The organism is Nonomuraea sp. NPDC048916 (assembly GCF_040649575.1).
Taxonomy (GTDB): Bacteria; Actinomycetota; Actinomycetes; order Streptosporangiales; family Streptosporangiaceae; genus Nonomuraea.
The window spans coordinates 203,352-223,503 of record NZ_JBEZFS010000013.1 but is presented as its reverse complement, the minus strand read 5'-3'; the positions used below and the strand labels follow the sequence as shown (position 1 = coordinate 223,503).

Sequence of the window (20,152 nt, the reverse complement as noted above, 5' to 3'; positions counted from 1 at the left end):
GAGGGGGATCCTCGCCGACAGCGGTATCCACACGGTGCTCACCGGTATCCGGATGCCGCGGATGAACGCGGTCATGGAGCGGTGGGTGCAATCATGCCGCCGTGAGCTCCTCGACCGCTGCCTGCTCTGGAACGAACGCCACCTGCGGCACGCCCTGCGCGAACATGAGAAGTTCTACAACGAGCACCGAGCCCATCAAGCGCAGGACCAGGCGGCTCCACTACGCGCCGTCCCGGACCCAACCACCGATCCGGCCACAGTCGTCGGCCTGAACGTACGCCGACGAGATCGGCTCGGCGGAGTCCTCCACGAATACTCGCATGCCGCTTGAACTGCATGGACGGAGTTCCGGCAGGCGCAGGCTCCCCGCCCGTACATGTCCCGGCTGCGCATCACGGCCTGGACCGCAGCCTGCCGATGGTGGCCTGAGCGGATTTTGCCGTGCCGACCGGCGTCACGGTGAACATGGGCTCGCTGGACGCGAAAACGACCCCGGCGTGTTCGCGCCGGGGTCGTCCCTTCCAGGCCTTGCACGTGAGAGTGCAGGTCCTACATACAACTCTACAGCCGACCGAACCCGATTCCTCGTCAATCGAGCTGCTAATTCCAGGACGGCCGCAAAGGTGTCAATCACGGGGCCGGCTTCTCCGCTACAGGTACTGCCCCGCCTCGGCGCTGTCTGTCTTCGACACCCGCACCAACACCACGTTGGCCAGGTTAATGACCACGCCGTTCGTCTCGGTCTCCCGGTCGTACCTAGCGCGGGTCAAAACCAGGCTGCGCTGCTCGTCAAGAGCGCGAGCGATCACCTCGAGCGCTCCCTGCTCTCCGTCGAAATCTTTACTGATCATGGAGATGTCTTCACCGTTTAGTGAGTGAAATCGAATGATCAGCACGCAGTTGTCAGGCACTGTCGGCCCCTTTCATTAGAGCCGGATTCAGGCAGCGGCTCAAGCCTGGGCTCTGTGCGGTCCCCCGGGCGATCTCCCCTGAGGGACAATGCCCGTCCACGGGGCCTTCCTGGCCGCGCGCAGGTCCGAGGCTCAGCCGTACGGCGGATGCTTCGGCCGGAGGTCTGGATGGAACGCGAGCGGCGGGTGAGGTGACTTGCCTTGTCGTCATGATCGACCGGCCGTCTCGGCCCGACTGGGGCCGCAGCGGTGGAACGCCTCGGACGGCGCCGTCGTGATTGCCGGCGCGTTGAATATCTTTAGCGACTCCATTGTACTCGCTTCGATGGAATTCGGTTCGATCAGTGCTTTCCGGGGAGAATTTTTGGACGTATATTGAAGATGTTGCTTTCGGCCTACGTAGCCGATGCAAGGCGCGGGGCGAGCCGGAAAGGCTTGGAGCTTCTTTCATGTACGGCACGGGCAGTGAAAGGCGAACTGAAGGCGGTGAAAGCGCTTGTTCCCTAAAGATCTGTCGAAGAGCGTGTAATAGACTTTACCGAGGATATTTTGAACGCTGGCGGTCGTGTCGGCGCCGTCCGAGGCGTTGCACTACTTGCGGTCCCAGTCGGGCCGAGACGGCCGGTCGATCATGACGACAAGTCAAGCCACCCCGCTCCAGACAATTCCCGCCGCTCGCGTTCCACCGAGACTCCGGCCGAGGCATCCGCCGTACGGCTGCCCCTCGGACCTGCGCGTGGCCACGTAGGGCCAGTGGACGGGACATGGTGGCCCCGCTCGACCGACGCGGCGGCCGAACTCCCGGCTCTCATCGCAGCCGTCGACCAGCGCCTCGGGGAGATGGCCCTTCGAGTCGGGCTCCATGTGGACGTCTGGGACAACATCCCGCACCGGATCGCTGCTCCCGGCCGGGCGGTCAGGGTGGGATGGTTCCGATCCATGAACGGCGGGTCCTCCACGGGTGTCATCGCCGACCCGAGCATCGCGCGGGACCTCTCTGGTTTTGGCCGAGCAGGTCGACGAGTGGACGAGGCCCGGCGCTGCATGGGCCTGGACATCCTGGCCAAGACCCGCATGCGGGTGATCACCGGCGACAGACCGCAGCACAATCCCATCCCTCAGACACTTACCGCTTAACCTGCAGAAACAGGATCACGCGAAGGTCAACTCATGCACACCACTTCGCTGGACGTGACCCAGAGCATCGGAGCTACGTCAGGTTCGCTGGGACGGGACATCAACGGCGGCCAGAGCGGGCTTGGGCGGTTGAGACCGTGGCGGAAAGCGGTCGTGGGTCAGCGGCGATTGGTGCGGCTGGTCCCGGTGTGGGCGGTGATGGCCGGCACCTTCACCGGTTGCTCCCGCAGGGCTTCGGACAGCCGCCGGTCGACATCGACGGGCAGATAGCGGGGCGGTCAGCGGGGGTATACCGGGGTTGAAGGGGGCCGACTGGCGCCGGCGGGGGCGACCGGCCGCATAGGCACCAGGAGCAAGCGGCCAGAGCCGTGATGAGCGTGTCGGCCGCCATGGGTCGGCGCGGCGAGGGGGACGTCATTAAAGGGAATCCAGCCGGGTCGGAACGCGAGCTCCTAACGGCACGGCGGTGTTGACGCCGATGGCGACCTACTCGTTCAGGTTGTACGTGGCAGGGCAGACAGCGCGGTCGCTGGCCGCGGTGGCGAATCTGCGGGCCCTGTGTGACACCTATCTTCCCGGCTGCCATGAGATCGAGGTCATCGATGCCGCCGAACAACCGAATCTCGCGGAGGAGGAGCGGATTCTGGCCATCCCAATCGTGATCAGGACCAAGCCGCTCCCAAGTTTCCGGGTTATCGGAGATCTGTCCGATCAGGCTCGGGCTGCAGCTTTGCTCGGCCTTCCTGAGGTGGGCAGATCGTCCCCAGAAGGGCAGGCACAATGACGGGCAGTGCCACGGTCGGGCGGACACCGACCGGTATCAGCGGCTTCGACAACATCGCCATCGGGGGGCTTCCTACCGGCCGGTCCACGCTCGTGGCCGGCACGACCGGCACCGGGAAGACGCTGTTCTGCCTGGAGTTCCTCGCCCGGGGCATCGCCGGTTTCGGCGACCCCGGCGTGTTCGTCGCCTTCGACGAGACACCCGAGAATCTCCGCCGCAACGTCGGCTCCCTGGGCTTCGACATCGCACGCTGGGAGGCCGAGGGAAAGTGGACGTTCGTCGACGCCTCGCCGGAGGCCGGTGAGCAGACGCCCACCGTGGGGACGTATGATCTCGGCGCGCTGATGGCCCGCGTCGATCGCGCCGTGCGTCAGATCGGCGCCAAACGGGTCTCCTTGGATTCGCTCGGCGCGGTCTTCATGCGTTTCGATGATCGGGAACTCATTCGCCGGGAGTTGTATCGGCTCGCCCGGGTCTTGGAGTCGCTCGAGGTCACCTCGGTCCTGACCACCGAGCGTGACGCGGAATACAACCACATTACCCGGCAAGGCGTCGAGGAGTTCGTATTCGATAACGTCATGATCATGCGGAACGTCATGCGGAGCGAAAGACGACACCGGACGATCGAGATTGTCAAGTTCCGCGGCACCACTCACCGCACTGGGGAGTGGTTGTTCACCATCGACCCGAAAGACGGGTTGGTCATCATCCCGGTCGCGTTCCTCGTGCCACGTGACCGAGCATCGCAGGAGCGTGTCTCCACCGGTAACATTGAGCTGGATGCCATGGTGGGCGGCGGTGTCTTCCGGGACGCGGTAGTCCTGCTCATCGGGTCGTACGGCGGCGGAAAGACCCTGGCGGCTCTGCAGTTCGCCGATGCCGCGTTCCGGGCGGGCGAACGCTGCCTTTTCCATGCCTTCGACGAGACTCGCGGGCAACTCGGCCGCAACGCCGCTGGCTGGGGTCTGGACTTGGACGTCATGGAGGCGTCGGGACTGCTCCGAGTAACTGCCACGTACCCGGAAGTGGCCTCAGTGGAGGATCATTTCCTGCGTATCAGGAGAGACACTGCGGACTTTGCCCCCGCTCGGCTCATCATCGACGGTCTCTCCGCCCTTGAGCGGAGAGCGACGCCGCGGACACTGCTGGATTTCGTCATCGCACTGGGCGGGGTCGTGCGGCAGCACGAGATCACGACCCTGTTCACCTCCGCACCGACCGGCGGGGGAACGCCGATGTTCACAGCGCCGATCATGGAGATCGCCAGCATCGCCGACGTGACGATCCTGCTGCGCTACATCGAAGGGGCGGGTGGGGTCCGGCGTGCCATCGCCGTCCTGCAGACGCGCGGCTCGGCACATGACCACACCATCCGCCAGGTCTCCATCGACGGTGCCGGTATGCACATCGGTGACCCCTTTACCGAAGCCTTCCACATGCTCCCCGACGCCGCCGTACTGCCACGCCACCCGGAGTGGCCGACCGACCCAGAGCGCGCAACGGCCGGGGACCAGGATGAGGGCTGATGGGTGAGCCCCGCGACAGCGCGGAGAGGCCGAACGCCGAACCGATGCGGCCCTCCGATCTCAGGCGCGACGCCGGACATATGGTCATGGCGGTGCTGGCGGACGGGATCGTCGCGGTCGACGAGGACGGTGTGATCCGGATCTGCAACCCCGCCGCCGAGGAACTGCTCGGTCGGCCGTCGGACGAACTCATCGGCACCCCGTTCGGCTACCCGGTCGTCAACGGCGAATCGACCGAGATCGACCTGATGCTGCCCGGCGGCCAGACGCGAGTGGTCGAGATGCGCGCCACCACCGCGACGGTGGCAGGAGAACACCTGTACGTCGCCGCGCTGCGCGACGTCACCCTCCGGCGCGAGGCCGAACAGCAGCTCGAAGCAGAACTCGAACGCCACAGCATGGTGATCGCCGTGGTCGCCCATGAAGTCCGCAACCCGCTGACGGGGATCGGCCTGCTGGTGGACATGCTGCGTGAGCCCGGGGAGAGCTTTTCCGACGAGGAGCGTGCCGACGTTCTCGACCGCATCGCGGTTCGCACGGCCAATCTCCAGGCACTAGTCAAGAAACTGCTCACCGTGGCGAAGATCGATGCGAACGCCGTGCGGGTCTCTGTGGAGCCGGTGCCGGTGCTGGAGGTGATCCTCGAACGGCTGGCCGAGTTCGCCGATCGGCCCAAGGACGTGTACGTGTCGTGCGATCCCCAAGTCCGGGCTCTGGTGGATCGTAGCGAGTTGTCAGAGATGTTGATCAACTATCTGGAGAACGCCTTCCGATACGGAGCCCCACCGTTCGAGGTACGGGTGGCCGAGCAGCCCGACGGCGTGGAGATCCGGGTGTGCGACAACGGGCCCGGCGTGCCCGAAGCGTTCCGGCCGAGCCTGTTCGAGCGGTTCAGCCGTGAATCGCGCACCCAGCGGGAGACCAAGGGCTCGGGGTTGGGTCTGTGGATCGTCCAAAGCCTGGCCCGGGCCAACGGTGGCGACACTTACTTCGAACCGGGCGAACAAGGAGGCGCTTGCTTTTGCCTGCGTCTACCCCAGGCACCGCCGTTCTGAGCGTTCGCCCCCTTGGACCGGGGGTCATCACCGACCGGTTCACCACTGCCGCCACCCAGCTCGGCTCTGGGAAGCCCACCCGCTGCACCGTGATCGGCCCGACAGACGGGCGGGGCGGCGGCCCAGCCGGTCGATGATCGACGACCCTTGCCGACCGATGAACTATAGTCGTCCGCCGTGGCCGAATCCTCCCCCTATCTGACCGCGACGGCGGGCGCCTACGACGCCGTCGCCGACCTCTACGCCGACTTCGTCCGAGACTCGCTCGACCGCCTGCCACTGGATCGCGCGATACTCGCCGTGTTCGCCGAACTCGTACGGGCTGCCGAACCCCGGCCCGTCGCCGAGGCCGGCTGCGGCCCCGGGCACATGACGGCCCACCTGCGTAACCTCGGACTGGACGCCTTCGGCATCGACCTGTCTCCCGCACTGATCGACATCGCCCGCAAAGACCATCCTGACCTGCGTTTCGAGGTCGGTTCGATGGGCGCCTTCGACGTGGCCGACGGCGAGCTGGGCGGTCTGCTCTCCTGGTACTCCGTCATCCACATCCCACCACCGGAGCTGCCGCCGTACTTTGCCGAGTTCCGCCGGGTGCTGGCTCCGGGTGGTTACCTCCTGCTCGGTTTCTTCGAATCCGAGGGCGGTCCGGTGCTGCAGTTCGACCATAAGGTCGCGCCGGCCTACCGGTGGCCGATCGACGACTTGGCCGACCTGGCCCGCAAGGAAGAGTTCGTCGAGGTGGCGCGGATGTTGCGCGAGCCCTTGGAAGATGAACGATTCCGCCGCGGCCACTTGCTGATGCGCAAACAATCCGCCGCCATGTGCTGATGCGCGCACTGTAGGCCCCGGCACCGCACACCAGACGGGCGGGCACGCGGGCGGCCTGGCACGGAACAGGCACGCCCGCTGCCCGAATGCGCCACGAAACGCGTCCGCCCGCTACCGCAGACCAGACGCCACCTCGATGTGCCGCACCACATGCGGCAGATCCCACGTTGGCAGCCGTTGCTCAAGCTCCTTCAACCGGGGCACCAAGAAGTCCGCGCTCCGCCTCCGTGAGCACGTCACCGGCATCCAGGCACTCTCTTACACATTCACTCAGCTCTGAAAGAGCCGGATTTCCGCTCCCCATCTCCCGCCCGGAACGGAAATCTGCCCATGCTCAGTCGGATCACCCCGGCCGGCACCGCCGCCCTCAGCCTGCTTCTCATACCCTCGGCGCACGCGCAGACAGCCGACGGGTGGGACGACCACCCCCGGTTCCTGATCAGACAGAGAAGACGGAGAGGCAGAAGAACCGATCTTGCCTGAGCCACCGTCTCAGGCTGCTCCGCAGGTCACGAGCCCTCCGACGGCTTTTGAAGTGGCACAGCGGATGTGCCCTCGTGGGTGACACGTTCACGCGGCACGCCGGCGGACGGCTTCGCGGGTTCTCTGGCAGGCGAGTCCATCGGGAGCGCTGTGCCCGGCCCCAAGGTCGCGGCGGCCTCGACGAGGATCTCGCGCAGCCAGGTCCTGAAGTCGTCGTCGTAGAGCCAAGGGTTCCAGGTCAGGTTGATGCCGAGGCCGTGGAGGGGGAACGGAAACTCCTCGATGCGCAGGCCGAGGGATTCGCGCAGCGCGGTGGCGACCCTGAATCGGTGTACTGCCACGCCGCCAGAGCCGGCCACCAGCTGCGGGATGAGCAGGTTGTCGGGGACGAGGTGTCGCACCCGGTAGGGGATCTTCTGTTCGTCCAGCACGGCGTAGGGCAGGAGGCGGTGCGGAACCCCGTCGAACACCACGTGCGGCAGTGTCGTCAGGAGTTCCGTGGCGTTCGCGTCCTCGGGGGCGTCGGGGCCCGCGATGACGACCCACCGGTCGTCGTACAACCGCTCACGCGGAAGGGTCGTGGCGAACGCGTTGGAATGGAGCACCACGTCGGCCCCGTTCTCGGTGAAGACCGTCTCGGGGAACATCGTCATGGTCCGCAGCCGCAGAACGGCGTGGGGTGCGCGGTCGGCCAGCAGGCGGGCGATGGCGTTGCCGATGACGAGCACGGTGCTGCTGGTCATCGCGACGGTGACGACGCGGCGGTCGGCGGCGGGGTCGAAGGGGCGGGAGTCCACGATCCGCGCGGTCTGGTGCAGCGTCTGCCGCAGGGGGGCGAGGAGTTCGGTGGCGCGGGGCGTGAGGACCATCGTGTTGTTCTGCCGCACGATCAGTCTGTCGCCGAGCAGGCGCCGCATGCGGCGGAGTGCGTGACTCATCGCCGGCTGCGAGAGGCCCACCTTGGCAGCCGCCCGCGTCACCGATCGCTCTTCCAGCAGGGCCAGGAGAGGCACGAGCAGGTTGAGGTTGACGGAGGCCAGGCGTGCGAGCTCCGCATCGGTCGCGGACTCCGCGGGGCCGTCGCTCATCGCCCGACATTCACTGGGTGCATGTCGCTAATGATAAGCATTCATTTGACCGCAATCCACGCCGCTACCAGGCTTTTCCTCAGCTGGGTCGGCGGGGGACGCCGCCCCGTGAATCAGGGGAGGGCGCCATGCAGATCATCCTTAACCGACCGCGCTGCGAGGGCCACGGCCTGTGCGAGGAGGCCGCGCCGCATCTGATGCACCTGGACGATGAGGGCGAGCTCGTCCTCGACCGGGAGGAGGTCGACGGCGCGGACCTCGACGCCGCTCGGGCCGCGGCGCGCGTCTGCCCGGTCGCCGCGCTGCGACTGGCATGACGGGGGCACCGATGAAGCGTGTCGTCGTCGTGGGCAACGGGATCGCCGGACTGACCGCGTGCGACTCCTTGCGGGATGCCGGGTTCGACGGGGAGCTCACCCTCGTCGGCGACGAGCGGCACGCGCCGTACAGTCGGCCGGCCCTGTCGAAGGCCGCGCTCCTCGACGGTGCGGAGATGACGTCCCATCATCTGCCCGAGTCGACCCACGGAGCGGCCGAGCTGCTCGGCGTCAGTGCCTCGGGACTCGACGCCGAACGGAAGATCGTTCATCTCGACGACGGCACGGACCTTCCCTACGACTCCCTGGTCGTCGCCACGGGGGCGCGGGCCCGGCGCCTGTGCGGCGACGGCCCGGCGGACGAGGCGGAAGCGGCCAGGGAGCTGACGTTGCGCGGCCTCGACGATGCGCTCGCCCTGCGGGCCCGGCTCGCGGGCAAGCCATCGGTGGTCGTCGTCGGGGACGGGCCGCTCGGGATGGAGATCGCCTCCGGCTGCCTGGCCGTCGGGTGCGAGGTCACCCTGGTAACCCGCGGACGCCCTCTGCTGGGGCAGCTGGGACCGTACCTCTCCGACGTCTTCGTCTCCGCCGCGCGGGAGCACGGGCTCACGATCGTGTCGTCGCCCTCGGCTCGCCCGGTGACGGCCGGCGGACACTGTGTCGTACGGCTCGGCGAGGGCGCCGTTCTGGAGGCCGAGCTGGTGGTCTCCGCGGTGGGGGACGTCCCGAACACCGAGTGGCTGGCGTCGAGTGGGCTCCTGACCGATGGCGCGCTGGTGGTCGATTCGCGTGGGCGGGTGCGGCCGGACATCGTGGCCGCGGGGGATGTGGCGGCCTTTCCGACCCCGTACGGGATCCGCCGGGTGCCCCTGTGGACCAGTGCCGTCGAGCAGAGCAGGGCAGCGGCCGTTGCGCTGGTCCGGGGTGACGAGGCCGACGAGCTCGACTTCCATCCGTACTTTTGGACGGAGCAGTTCGGCATCAGCCTCAAGGCGAGCGGCTACCTGCCGCTGGACGGCGTCCCGGAGTGTGTCGACGGCGACCTGGACGGCGGCCGTGCACTGCTGAACTGGCCTCGGCGGGACGGACCCGGCACCGCCGTCGCGGTCAACTACCGGATCCCGGTGCCGCGGCTGCGGCGGCTGAGCCGCGGCGCCGCACCGGCGGTGTAGTCCGGCAGCGATGACGAAGGTGCCACCCGGGTTCCGGGGGGCACCTTCGTCGTGCCGGGTTCAGGCTGCCTCGATCTCCACGACGGGCAGTGTGTCGAGGCTGCGGGTCATGTTGTTGATGCGCCGTTCGCCGGGTCCGACGGCGAACCGGCGGACTCGCCGGGCCAGCGCGCCGATCACCGCGAACGCCTCCAACCGGGCGAGGCCCTGGCCCGCACAGCCGTGCGTGCCGTAGCCGAAGGACAGGTGGTCGGCGGGGTTGCGTCGGACCTGGAAGCTGTCGGGGTCCTGGTAGTGCCGTGGGTCGCGGTTGCCGGCCGCCAGGAGAACCGCGGCCTGCGCGCCGGCGGGGATGACCGTTCCGTCGATCTCGACGTCCTCGGTGACCAGCCGTCCGAAGATCGGGGCCGGTGCCTCGTACCGCAGGACCTCGTTGAAGGCGGACGGAATCAGCGACGGGTCCTCGCGAACGAGGTCGAACTGGTCGGGGTGGGCCGCGAAGAGCGCGATGGCGTTGCCGATGGAGGCGATCGTCGTGTCCATCCCCGCCGCGACGTACTGGTGGATGATCATCCCGCAGCTCTCGTACGGGATCTCCCCACGCTCGGCGGCGGCGAAGATGGCGCGGCCCATGCTGCCCTCGGCCAGTTCCTCCTCCTTGATGTGGTGCGCCCACTCGAACAGCTCGCCGGCGACCGGGAAGTTGGCGACCGTGCGCTCGTTCATCGGGCCGAGCACGTTGAAGGCGGCGTATCCCCAGTCGAGGATCTTGTCCCTGACGTCTCCCTGCAAGCCGATGAGATCCACCACGACCGCCAGCGGCAGCGCCCGCGCCAGGTCGTCGATCGCGTCGAACGTCCCCCGCTCGATGAGTTCCGCGACCATGGCGTCGGCCTTCGCGTCGATGCCGGCCTTGAGCTTGCGCACCGCACGCGGGGAGAGGTTCTCCGTCAGCGCGCTGCGCAGCCGCTGGTGGTCCGGGGGGTCGGTGGCCAGGGACGTGCCGGCGAGAGCGGCGTTCATCCGGTCGTTGAAGGCGACCGCCCGGGAAGAGAAGACCCGCGGGTCACCCAGCGCCGCCCGGACCGGTGCGTAGCGGGTCAGCGCCCATACCCCGGTTGCCGGGAGGTGGACCACCGGGGCCAGTTCCCGGAGCTCGGCGTAGACCGGGTAGGGGTCCAGCAGGACCTCGTCGGAGAAGAGGTCGACGTCGGGGATTCCCCGCGTGGCCACGGCCATTCTGCGCACCTCACATGATGTCTGGAATCACGAAGGTGAGGGCGAGCCACACCTTCGCGAGTTTCGAAGGGGACGTCGGGGACTGCTCTCTGCGCCCCGTACGCCGCTTCTGGCATTCAAAGGGACGGGAGAGCATGTCACAAATGCATAGTCCTCATGAGGATCATGCAGCCGCCGAATGCCACCACTGTGACCTGCGGGTGCGGCCGGTTAGCGGTCAGTGGCGCCCGATCGAGCCGACCCAGCTCTCTGTGAGGACGTCCAGCATCTCGTCGCGCTCGACACCCCAGGTCCCCGGTTTCCAGTGGCGGGCGACGTAGTCGAGCTCGGTGATGGCGATGACGCCGCGGAGCTGGCGGGTGCCGGCTGGGAACCGGTCGGCACGGTCGAGCCCCTCCTTGATGTCACCGATGGCTTCGTTCAGCCACTCGTCGAGGAGCGCGCGGATATCGGGGTCAACGGCTGCGGCCTCGAAGGCGGCCGTGGTGTAGGGGCGAATCGCATCCCATCGTTCCGAGGTCGACGCGAGCCACGCGCGGATCCGCTCTCCCGAGCCGTCCTCGACCACGGCGACCAACTCACGCTCGGTCGACCCGCGCTCGGCAGAGGGGAGCCGGTCGAGCGCGGCGTTGAGCCGCTCCGAGATGAGGGCCTTCATCAGATCGACCTTCGAGGGGAAGTACGCGTAGAAGGTCACCCGCGTCGTCCCCGCCGCCGACGCGATGTCGTCGACCGTGGTCGTCGCATAGCCCTTCGCCCCGAACAGGTCCAGACCGGCGTCGAGCAGGAGCTTTCGCGTCATCTCCTTCTGTGCCTCACGCAGCGTCGCCATGCCCGTCAGCATAGCGCGACGGCTGCGTTCTGCTCTTACTGATCGTTCTGAATACGTATTGCTCAGACTCTTGATGCCATGTCAAGTTATATGACACCTTGCACATCAACCAGGTGGTCGCGCTCACATCGGGTGGCCGATCCCGAGCTGCCGGAACCGATCGTCCGGCCCATCGACAAGGAAGAAACCGCAATGACGCAGACCGCTGCGCGCAAGCAGGGCTACACCGCCACGGTGGTCGCCGGCTGCTTCGCCGTGCTCCTCGCGCAAGTGGCGTACTCGCTGCCCGGCGCGCTCAATGGCACCTTCCAGCAGGAGTTCCAGACCTCCGGTGCCGCACTGACCTGGATCACGGCCGCCTTCGCCATCCCCATGGTCGTCTTCGAGCTGACCACCGGCGTGATCGGTGACCTGTTCGGTCGCAAGCGGCTGCTGCAGGCGGGCGCTCTGCTGACCGTTGCCGGCTCGCTCGTCAGCTCCGTCGCCGAGACGGTCCAGATCCTGTGGATCGGGCAGGTCGTCGCGGGTCTCGGAGCCGCGATCCTCTACCCGATCTCGCTCGCCATGCTGGCCGCGGTCAGCCCGTCGCAGGAGTCCCGTTCCAAGGCCATCGCCGTCTGGGCCGGCTTCCTCTCGATCGGTGCGGCGATCTCCCCGCTGATGGGCGGGTGGCTGGCCGCGGAGGGCAACTGGCGAGCGTCGTACATCGTGGTGGTCGCGGTGGCGGTCGTCTCGATCATCATCACCCAGTTCGCCGCCGACTCCTCGGCGCCGGAGGGTCGCAAGCTGGACATCCCTGGCCAGGTCACGCTGGCCCTCGGTCTGATCGCCATCCTCTTCGCCGCTACGCAGGGCTCCGAAGCCGGCTTCGCCCGCCCCGAGATCATCGGCGCCTTCGTCGCGGGCCTCGTGCTCCTCGGCGCCTTCGTCGTCATCGAGTTGCGGACCGACGTCCCGCTGCTGCACCTCAACATCTTCGCCAACCGTTCCTACGCGATCGTCGCGATCGCCACGGTGGTCGGCATGTTCGCGTTCCTCGCGATTTGCTTCTCGATGAGCATCTGGCTCGGCGCGATCCAGCACCAGAACGCTCTGAAGATCGGCGTGCTGTTCCTGTTCATCCAGGGTCCGGCCTTCGTCCTGGTGCCGGCTGTCTCCCACCTGATCCGGAACTTCTCGCCCCGCTGGGTGCTCACCGCCGGCTTCGCCCTCATCGCCGTCAGCGGCATCTGGTGCTCGACGTTCGACGTCCACGACATGAACTGGACGCGGTTCATCGGTCCGATGCTGGCCCTCGGTGTCGGCTTCGCGCTCACCGTCGGCTCGATCACGGCCGTCGCGATCAACACCGTTCCGCTGCGGCTCGCCGGCATGGCCAGTGCCACCACCAACCTCCTCCGCGACTTCGGCTTCGCTCTCGGTCCGGTGCTCATCGCCGCGGTCGCGGTCAGCCGGGCGAACAGCGACCTGAGCGCCGGTTTCGGCAGCGCGCTCGGTGAGTCCGGGCTCCAGCCGCCGTACACCGACATCGCCGGGGGTATCGCACATGGGAGTGGCGCCATGGCGATCAACTCGATGCCGGTCGTGCCCGGCGCCGGTCCGGACATGCCGCCGGTGCCGATGCCGGACAGCCTCCGCGTGCTCGCGTTCGAGTCGCTCGGCAGCGCCTACGGCCTCGCATTCCTGGTCGCCGGCCTCTGCGCCGCCGCTGCCGCGGCTCTGACGCTGTTCGGGCTCGTCGGCTCGAAGCGCGCCGACGTCGAGGAGCCTCTGAGCGACGAGGAGTTCGTCCCCGCCGAGTGACCTGAGAGTCGCCGGGCCGAGTCGAGGTCCCCGCTTCCCGGAGGCAGGGACCTCGACCTTCTCTGTACAGGTAAATAAAGTACTTTACGTCTTGGATAATAAGTTGACGTCATGTTAAATCTACGTGACGCGATTCACGTCGCGGCGTGATCGCAGTCACTCGCCGAGAGCGAAAGGAGTGGCAGTGATGGGTGTCCAGACTGCCGAGAACACCGCCGGCAACACCGTCAACACCGTCCTCGGGCCCGTTCCCGTGCGGGAGCTGGGGGTTGTCGCGGTTCACGAGGCTCTGCTGTCGGTGGTTCCGGGAGCGGAGCACGCGTACGACGTCACCATCGACCGTGCCGAGATCTTCGAGGCCCTGGCCGAAAAGCTGAAGGACTTCCGCAGGCACGGCGGCGGGACGATCGTCGACAGCACCGGCATGTTCCACGGGCGCGACGTGAGGCTGTACGAGGCCCTCTCGCGCACGACCGGCGTGCACATCGTCGCGTCGGCGGGCCAGGGCCCCGAGGAGATGCTCGGCGGCTACTTCCTGACGCCGCAGACCAACCCCCCGACGCCATGGCCGGCCGAGAAGTTCGCCGACCTTTTCGCCAAGGAGGTCACCGAAGGCATGGTGGTTCCCCGTGTCGAGCGGCGGGGTGCCGCGGGCCTCGTGGCCACCGCCGCGACCCTCGCGGGCATGACCGCGACCGACGAGAGCCTGTTCCGCGGGGCGGCCCGCGCCGCCTTGACCACCGGTGTCCCAGTGTCCATCCGCTACGGGAACGACGCCGTACGCGACCTCGAGGTCGTCCTGGACGAGAAGCTGCCGGCCAGCCGCGTCGTTGTCGGCGGGCTCGACCGCAAGGACGCCGTCGCGGCCGGCGCGCCGCTCAAGGTCGCGGCCAGGGGCGCCTACGCCGCCCTCGACCACGTGGGCACCGAGGACGACGCCCACGTCACCGACACCGAGCGCGCCGCCCTGGTAGCCGAGCTGATCGAGGCCGGCTACGGCGACCGGGTCCTGCTCTCGAGCAACGCGACCGGCGTCGCCAAGGGCCACCCGGCCAACGGCGTGCTCTACAGCTACGTCCTCACCACTTTCGTCCCCCTCCTCAAGGCACAGGGCCTCGGCGACGAGGACGTCCAGCGGATCCTTGTGGACAACCCGCGCGACCTGCTGTCGGTGCGCTGAGCACGCGACAGCCAAAGATCATCAAGTTTTTCGCTAAAGGTGAGTGTTGTGTCGAGAGTGAACACCGTCCTCGGGCCGATCCCGACCGAAGAACTGGGTCTCGTGGCCGTCCACGAGCACATCGGGTACGGCATGCCGGGCTCCGAGCTGGACACGAAGTGGTGGAAGACCCCCGAGCGGCAGTACGAGGAGACCGTCCCGAAGCTGCGCCGGTTCCGTGAGTACGGCGGCGGCACGTTCGTCGACGCGACCGGCATCTGCAACGGCCGAGACGTCGACTATTACAAGTCGCTGTCCGCGAAGACCGGCGTGCACATCGTCGCGAGCACCGGCTTTGTCGGCGGCGACACCGCGCTGCCGTTCTTCGCCCGGGCGAGCGTGGAATACCTGGCCGAGCACTTCATCCACGAGATCACCGTCGGCATCGGCGACACCGGCGGCAAGGCCGGCATCATCAAGGTCGGCGTCAGCCGGGGCGGCCGGATGACCGACCTGGACAAGCGCATCTACCGCGCGGCCGCCCGCGCCTCCAAGGCCACCGGGGCCGGCATCCTGACCCACCTGGCCATCGACGCCGAGAACGCGATCGCGATCTTCAACGAGGAGGGCCTTCCCCTCGACCGCGTGCTCTTCGGGCACGTCGACGACGGCGTCAACGCCGGCCAGACCCGCGACACCTGGATCGCCGACCAGGGTGGCCGGATCGGCTTCGACACCTTCGGCTACGAGACCGAGCTCCCGGACCCACCGTTCTGGGCCCGTCCGCGCAAGGAGCGCCTGGACCACTTCCTCCGGTTCATCAGCGGCGGGGGCCGCATCAAGCAGGTGCTCGCCTCGGCGGACGCCAACTGCAGCCCGCTGGGCTGGCCGGGCGTGAAGGGCCACACCGTCAACTACATCTTCGAGGACCTCATCCCGGACCTCCGCGCCGCCGGTCTCGACGAGGCCGCCATCAAGACGATCTTCGTCGACAACCCCGCCGACTTCCTTTCGATCAAGAACTGACAAGGACCAGAACCCATGCAGTCCTCAGACCTGAAGAACCTGAACATCGCCGTCGTCGGCGCGGGGTACGGCGGCGCGGCCGCGGCCAAGGCCCTGAGCCTCCTCGGCGCCACCGTCAACGTCTACGAGCGGGCGAGCCAGATCCGCGAGGTCGGCGCCGGCATCGGCCTGCGGCCGTCCACCATGGACCGGTTCCGCCAGTGGGGCGTCTTCGACGCGATCGAGAAGGTGAGCTCGCCGAGCGACTACTTCGAGATCCTCACCGCCACCGCCGACCCGATCATGAAGGAGGCGTGGCCGGAGGTCGACACCTTCGGCGAGAAGACCCACCTGATCCACCGCGGGGACTTCATCGAGGCTCTCCTGGGCGTGCTCCCCGAGGGCATGGTGCACCTCGGTCACAAGCTGGAGCGCGTCAAGGACGAGGGTGACAAGGCGACGCTGACCTTCGCCAACGGCGAGTCGGTCACCGCCGACCTGGTGGTCGGTGCCGACGGCGTCAAGTCGGTCGTGCGCGAGCAGTTGTTCAGCGACAACCAGCCGGTGTTCTCCGGCGAGCACGCCTACCGCGCGGTGATCTCCAACGACGACGCCCGCGGGATGGTCGTCGACGACAACCTGCGGATGTACCTCGGCCGGGGCACGAAGGTCTACCTCCTGCCGCTGCGCCACCGCGACCAGGTCTCGTTCGACATCACCGCCCTGTGCCCGGACAGCACCTGGGCGCCGAAGGTCACCAAGGACGACCTGCTGAAGACCGTCGAGGGTTTCGACGAGCGGATCGTGAACATCACCCGCGACCTCGACCTGGACGCCGTCAACTGTCGCGCGGTCTACGACATCGACCCGGTCGACACGTGGCACTCGGACTCCGTCGTCCTCGTGGGCGACGCGGCCCACTCGATGCTGCACCACCAGGGCCAGGGCGCGAACTCGGCGATCCTGGACGCCGGCGCCCTCGCCGACGCCCTCAAGGAGGCCGGCTCCGTCAAGGAGGCGCTGGCGCTCTACCAGGCCACCCGCAAGCCGGTGACCGACGAGCTGCAGCGGATCTCGCGCCAGGGCTGGACGGAGGGCGAGATCAACGACGTCTTCCCGGGCCAGAAGCCCGCGTCCCAGAAGCCGCAGGGGGCCTGACGCCATGCCGCTGCACCCCGACATCGCCCAGGTCCTCGCCAGCCTGCCGGCGCCGCCCCCCGGCCCGCTGAACCCGGAGGCGATGCGCGCCGGCGAGGAGTCCCAGGTTCCGCCCGTGGCCGACCGCCTGCCGCTCCACTCCGTCGAGGACCTCACCGCACAGACCGCTGCCGGCGAGGTCCCGGTGCGGGTCTACACGCCGGTCGAGGCCGACGCGTACGGCGTACTGGTCTACTTCCACGGCGGCGCGTTCTTCCTCGGCAGCCTCGAGACGCACGACCACGTCGCGCGCTCCCTGGCCAAGGAGACTGGGCTCAAGGTCGTCTCCGTCGGCTACCGGCTGGCGCCCGAGCACGCCTTCCCGGCCGGTCTCGACGACTGCTACGCCGCGCTCCGATGGGCCGCCGAGAACGGCGAGACCCTGGGCTGGGACGGCACGACGCTGGCCATCGCCGGTGACAGCTCCGGCGGCACGTTCGTCGCCGCGGTCGCCGGCATGGCGCACGACGACGGATTCGACCGGATCACCCACCAGGTGATGTTCTACCCGTCGCTCGACCTGGACTTCGACATCGACCGCTACGCGTCGCTGCGGGAGAACGCCGTCGGCTACGGGCTCGAGACGGCCGGGCTGAAGCCGTTCAACGCCTTCTATATCGACAGCGGCGCCGACCCGGCGGACCCCCGCGTCTCCCCGATCAAGCGGGCGGACCTCACCGGGCTGCCGCCGGCGCTGATCATCACCGGCGAGCTCGACCCGCTGCGAGACGAGGGCGAGCTCTACGGCCAGAAGCTGAAGGACGCCGGCGTGGACGCGACCGTCAGCCGGTACGCCGGCGCGGGGCACGGGTTCGTGCAGCACTTCTCGTGGATCCCGGAGTACCACCGGACCTACGCGGAAACCCGCGACTTCCTCGCGCGCTGACCCGCGCCGCCCATGGAGCTCGGAAGGAGAGCCATGTCCGCATTGAAAGTCCACCCTCTGGTCTCGCCATGGGGCCGGTTCGGTCTGTACAGCTTCTTCATCGACGCGCCGGAGCCGGCCATCGTCGACACCGGCATCGCCTCCTCCCCCGCCGAGGGCATGGCCCCCGCGCTCGAGGCCATCGGTCGCAAGATCGAGGACGTGCGCTGGATCCTGCTGACCCACGGCCACATCGACCACGTCGGCGGGGCCCACGCCCTGTGGGAGCTCACCGGCCGGCGTGCGCAGGTCGTGATCCACGAGGCCGACGCGCTGATGCTGCGCTCGCGCCGGGCCCACGTGGACGAGTACCTCGCCGGGCGGGGGCGGTACCTGAACGACGCCGAGGGCGAGGCGAAGGTGACGGCCGCGGCCGACGCGGTCATCTCCGGCGAGATGGAGCCGACCATGCTGGTCAAGGGGGGCGAGACGATCTCGCTGGGCTCCCTCGGCGACCGTGACATCACCGTCTCCGTCCACTCGATCCCCGGCCACACGCCGGGGTCGGTCGCCTACGTCGTCGACGGCCGGCGCTCCGTCTTCGTCGGCGACGCGGTCCAGGTGCACGGGGCCGCCAACGGCTTCCCGGGCTTCGAGGACCCGGTCGCCTACCGCGCGAGCCTTGCGTACCTGCGCGACGAGATCCGTCCGCGGCACCTCTACCTCGGCCACCCCTATCGCCGCGCCGACGGCACGCCGTACGGCGTCGAGCTCGACGCGGAGCAGGCGGCGGAGGCGCTCCGGGAGAGCCTCGACATTGAGGGCCGGGTCAGCAGGGCGGCTCACGACTGCCTGTGCACGGGACTCCAGGCGACGGACTCCGCGTACTCCCCCTTCGCCCCCGTGGCCCAGGAGGTCGGCTACACCGCTGATCCCACCCTCGAGCCGTCGCCGTTCTTCACGTCGATGCACGGCTACCGCACGCACTTCAACCAGAACTCGTGACAGAGGAGTCTCGCATCCATGGCTGACTTCCAGACCGTCCAGGCGGGCCAGGACAAGATCGCGGTCCGCAAGGACCTCCGCGTGCCGATGCGCGACGGCATCACGCTGGCCGCGGACGCCTACCAGGGCGTCGACGACCAGCCGCGTCCGGCGCTCGTGGCGCTCAGCCCGTACGGCAAGGAGCTGCAGGCACTCGCGCTCACGACGCCGCCGCAGCGGAGGCCCAGCCCGATGTGGGACGGCTGCATCGAGGCGGGCGACATCGCGCGCGTCGTCACGGAGGGCTACGTCCACGTCATCGGCGACCTGCGCGGCTCCGGTGCCTCCGAGGGCGAGCACATCGGCAACTACAACGCCGGTGGCGTCTCGCTCGGCCAGGACGCGTACGACTTCATCGAGTGGGTCGCGGCGCAGCCCTGGTGCGACGGCAACGTCGGCATGATCGGCATCTCCTACTTCGGCTCGATGCAGGTGCTGGCAGCGGCCGAGCGGCCGCCGAGCCTCAAGGCGATCTTCGTCAGCGGCGGCCACTACGACTTCTACGAGACCACCTACCACGGCGGCGTCATGTGGTTCATGCCGCGCGCCGCCCGCGAGGGCCGCGGTGGCGACTCCGGCTGGGCCTTCACCGATGGCGTCAAGTCCCGCATGCTCGAGACCTACTCCCCGGAGGAGATCAAGGAGCGCGTCGCCAAGCGGCTCCAGGACCCGGACGTGGCCGCCTGGCCGAACCTGGTCCACGTGCTGAACTACCCGAAGAACCACGAGGCCTGGTTCGACATCGTGATGAACGAGGTCGACGGCGAGTGGTACGAGGAGCGCAACCCGGTCACGCTCGCGCCTGACATCGACCTCCCGGTCTGGCTCCAGATCGACCAGGGCCGTGGCTGGACGATGGACGGCACCATCGAGCTCTACAACGCGCTGAAGGGCCCGAAGAAGCTAGACATCGGCCCCTATCCGCCGATGCAGTCGCGCCCCTTCATCGAGGAGCACGACAAGATGTTCCGCTGGTACGACTACTGGATCAAGGGCATCGACAACGGGATCATGGACGAGCCCGCCGTCACCGTCTTCGTCGAGGGCTCGCGCGAGTACGTCACCGGCGCGCAGTGGCCACCGAAGGAGGTGGAGCACAGGTCGCTCTACCTCCGCCCGCGCCGCAGGCTCTCCTTCGAGCCCGAGCCCATGGGCGCCGAATACGCCGCCCCCGACGGCTTCTACCAGGCGCCGCTGACGGTGACCGACAAGGTGGAGATGCTGAGCTGGAGCACGGCTCCATTCGACGAGCCCACCGAGATGATCGGCCAGGGCGCTGCGCACATCTTCGCGGAGATCGACCAGCCCGACACGAACTTCATCCTGCGCATGTGGGACGAGGCCCCGAACGGCAAGCGTCAGCTCATCACGTCCGCCTACCTCAAGGCCTCGCACCGCGAGCTCGACGAGGAGCGCACCACGGAGGGCGACCCCTACCACCCGCACACCCGCGCGGTGCCGGTCGAGCCGGGGAAGATCGAGGAGTACGTGCTGCGCGTCTACCCGTTCGCGGCGACGTTCCTGCCCGGCCACAAGCTGGTCGTGGAGCTCTCCAACGACGAGCCGCTGGCCGACGAGCACAACGCCCTGCTGCCGCCGGACGCGTACCACCTGCCGGTGGGTCGCCCCGTCACCCACAAGATCTATCGCGACGCCGCCCACCGGTCCCGGCTCGTGCTGCCGTTCACGAAGCAGAACAGGTAA

The 20,152-nt window shown here is 68.1% G+C and carries 19 protein-coding genes; 15 read left to right on the top strand and 4 right to left on the bottom strand.

Annotation, left to right across the window (positions count from 1 at the left end):
* The first annotated feature begins 34 nt into the window (after positions 1-34).
* A complete protein-coding gene (locus AB0C16_RS16755) occupies positions 35-331 on the top strand; it encodes an integrase core domain-containing protein (protein ID WP_357683571.1) in 297 nt (98 codons plus the stop codon).
* A 319-nt stretch (positions 332-650) separates the two neighbouring features.
* Here the strand turns inward: AB0C16_RS16755 and AB0C16_RS16750 are convergent, their stop codons facing one another.
* Complete coding sequence (locus tag AB0C16_RS16750) at positions 651-911, bottom strand: hypothetical protein (protein ID WP_357683569.1); 261 nt, start codon at positions 909-911, stop codon at positions 651-653.
* 549 nt (positions 912-1,460) lie between these two features.
* Here AB0C16_RS16750 and AB0C16_RS16745 point away from each other — a divergent pair.
* The 5 genes from AB0C16_RS16745 (at position 1,461) to AB0C16_RS16725 (ending at position 6,244) form a co-directional block, all read left to right on the top strand.
* The gene (locus AB0C16_RS16745; protein ID WP_357683566.1) at positions 1,461-2,048 is read left to right on the top strand and encodes a DUF5994 family protein; all 588 of its coding nucleotides are present in this window, start codon (positions 1,461-1,463) and stop codon (positions 2,046-2,048) included.
* Between the two features lie 478 nt (positions 2,049-2,526).
* Complete coding sequence (locus tag AB0C16_RS16740) at positions 2,527-2,832, top strand: circadian clock KaiB family protein (protein WP_357683563.1); 306 nt, start codon at positions 2,527-2,529, stop codon at positions 2,830-2,832.
* Positions 2,829-4,358: a circadian clock protein KaiC gene (gene kaiC, locus AB0C16_RS16735; protein WP_357683561.1), complete on the top strand. Its 1,530-nt coding sequence runs from the start codon at positions 2,829-2,831 to the stop codon at positions 4,356-4,358. The genes AB0C16_RS16740 and kaiC overlap by 4 nt, the downstream gene beginning before the upstream one ends.
* Positions 4,358-5,413 carry a PAS domain-containing sensor histidine kinase gene (locus AB0C16_RS16730; protein WP_357683558.1) on the top strand — a complete coding sequence of 352 codons (1,056 nt, stop codon included), beginning with the start codon at positions 4,358-4,360 and terminating at the stop codon, positions 5,411-5,413. Before kaiC ends, AB0C16_RS16730 begins: the two co-directional genes overlap by 1 nt.
* A gap of 177 nt (positions 5,414-5,590) precedes the next feature.
* Complete coding sequence (locus AB0C16_RS16725; protein ID WP_357683555.1) at positions 5,591-6,244, top strand: methyltransferase domain-containing protein; 654 nt, start codon at positions 5,591-5,593, stop codon at positions 6,242-6,244.
* Positions 6,245-6,753: 509 nt separating this feature from the next.
* On the opposite strand, the gene AB0C16_RS16720 is transcribed toward AB0C16_RS16725, so the two are convergent.
* Entirely contained in the window at positions 6,754-7,815 is a 1,062-nt protein-coding gene (locus tag AB0C16_RS16720) for a LysR family transcriptional regulator (RefSeq protein WP_357683553.1), read from the bottom strand.
* A 128-nt stretch (positions 7,816-7,943) separates the two neighbouring features.
* Here AB0C16_RS16720 and AB0C16_RS16715 point away from each other — a divergent pair, with 128 nt between their 5' ends.
* Both AB0C16_RS16715 and AB0C16_RS16710 read left to right on the top strand, forming a co-directional pair.
* The gene (locus AB0C16_RS16715; RefSeq protein ID WP_357683551.1) at positions 7,944-8,132 is read left to right on the top strand and encodes a ferredoxin; all 189 of its coding nucleotides are present in this window, start codon (positions 7,944-7,946) and stop codon (positions 8,130-8,132) included.
* 11 nt (positions 8,133-8,143) lie between these two features.
* The gene (locus tag AB0C16_RS16710) at positions 8,144-9,304 is read left to right on the top strand and encodes an FAD-dependent oxidoreductase (RefSeq protein ID WP_357683548.1); all 1,161 of its coding nucleotides are present in this window, start codon (positions 8,144-8,146) and stop codon (positions 9,302-9,304) included.
* Positions 9,305-9,364: 60 nt separating this feature from the next.
* Here the strand turns inward: AB0C16_RS16710 and AB0C16_RS16705 are convergent, their stop codons facing one another.
* Both AB0C16_RS16705 and AB0C16_RS16700 read right to left on the bottom strand, forming a co-directional pair.
* On the bottom strand, positions 9,365-10,543 hold the full coding sequence (locus AB0C16_RS16705) for a cytochrome P450 (RefSeq protein WP_357683545.1): 1,179 nt from the start codon (positions 10,541-10,543) through the stop codon (positions 9,365-9,367).
* 217 nt (positions 10,544-10,760) lie between these two features.
* Positions 10,761-11,375 carry a TetR/AcrR family transcriptional regulator gene (locus AB0C16_RS16700; protein WP_357683542.1) on the bottom strand — a complete coding sequence of 205 codons (615 nt, stop codon included), beginning with the start codon at positions 11,373-11,375 and terminating at the stop codon, positions 10,761-10,763.
* Positions 11,376-11,567: 192 nt separating this feature from the next.
* Between AB0C16_RS16700 and AB0C16_RS16695 the strand changes: the two genes are divergently transcribed.
* The 7 genes from AB0C16_RS16695 to AB0C16_RS16665 all read left to right on the top strand — a co-directional run bounded on the left by AB0C16_RS16695 (position 11,568) and on the right by AB0C16_RS16665 (position 20,152).
* A complete protein-coding gene (locus AB0C16_RS16695; RefSeq protein WP_357683540.1) occupies positions 11,568-13,178 on the top strand; it encodes an MFS transporter in 1,611 nt (536 codons plus the stop codon).
* A gap of 187 nt (positions 13,179-13,365) precedes the next feature.
* Complete coding sequence (locus AB0C16_RS16690; protein ID WP_357683538.1) at positions 13,366-14,358, top strand: phosphotriesterase; 993 nt, start codon at positions 13,366-13,368, stop codon at positions 14,356-14,358.
* Positions 14,359-14,406: 48 nt separating this feature from the next.
* Entirely contained in the window at positions 14,407-15,363 is a 957-nt protein-coding gene (locus tag AB0C16_RS16685) for a phosphotriesterase (RefSeq protein WP_357683536.1), read from the top strand.
* A 15-nt stretch (positions 15,364-15,378) separates the two neighbouring features.
* Positions 15,379-16,500, top strand: a complete 1,122-nt coding sequence (locus AB0C16_RS16680; protein WP_357683533.1) for an FAD-dependent monooxygenase — start codon at positions 15,379-15,381, stop codon at positions 16,498-16,500.
* A gap of 4 nt (positions 16,501-16,504) precedes the next feature.
* Positions 16,505-17,425 (top strand): alpha/beta hydrolase, encoded by a 921-nt coding sequence (locus AB0C16_RS16675; protein ID WP_357683530.1) that lies wholly within the window; start codon positions 16,505-16,507, stop codon positions 17,423-17,425.
* Positions 17,426-17,458: 33 nt separating this feature from the next.
* The gene (locus AB0C16_RS16670) at positions 17,459-18,409 is read left to right on the top strand and encodes an MBL fold metallo-hydrolase (protein ID WP_357683527.1); all 951 of its coding nucleotides are present in this window, start codon (positions 17,459-17,461) and stop codon (positions 18,407-18,409) included.
* A gap of 18 nt (positions 18,410-18,427) precedes the next feature.
* On the top strand, positions 18,428-20,152 hold the full coding sequence (locus tag AB0C16_RS16665) for a CocE/NonD family hydrolase (protein ID WP_357683524.1): 1,725 nt from the start codon (positions 18,428-18,430) through the stop codon (positions 20,150-20,152).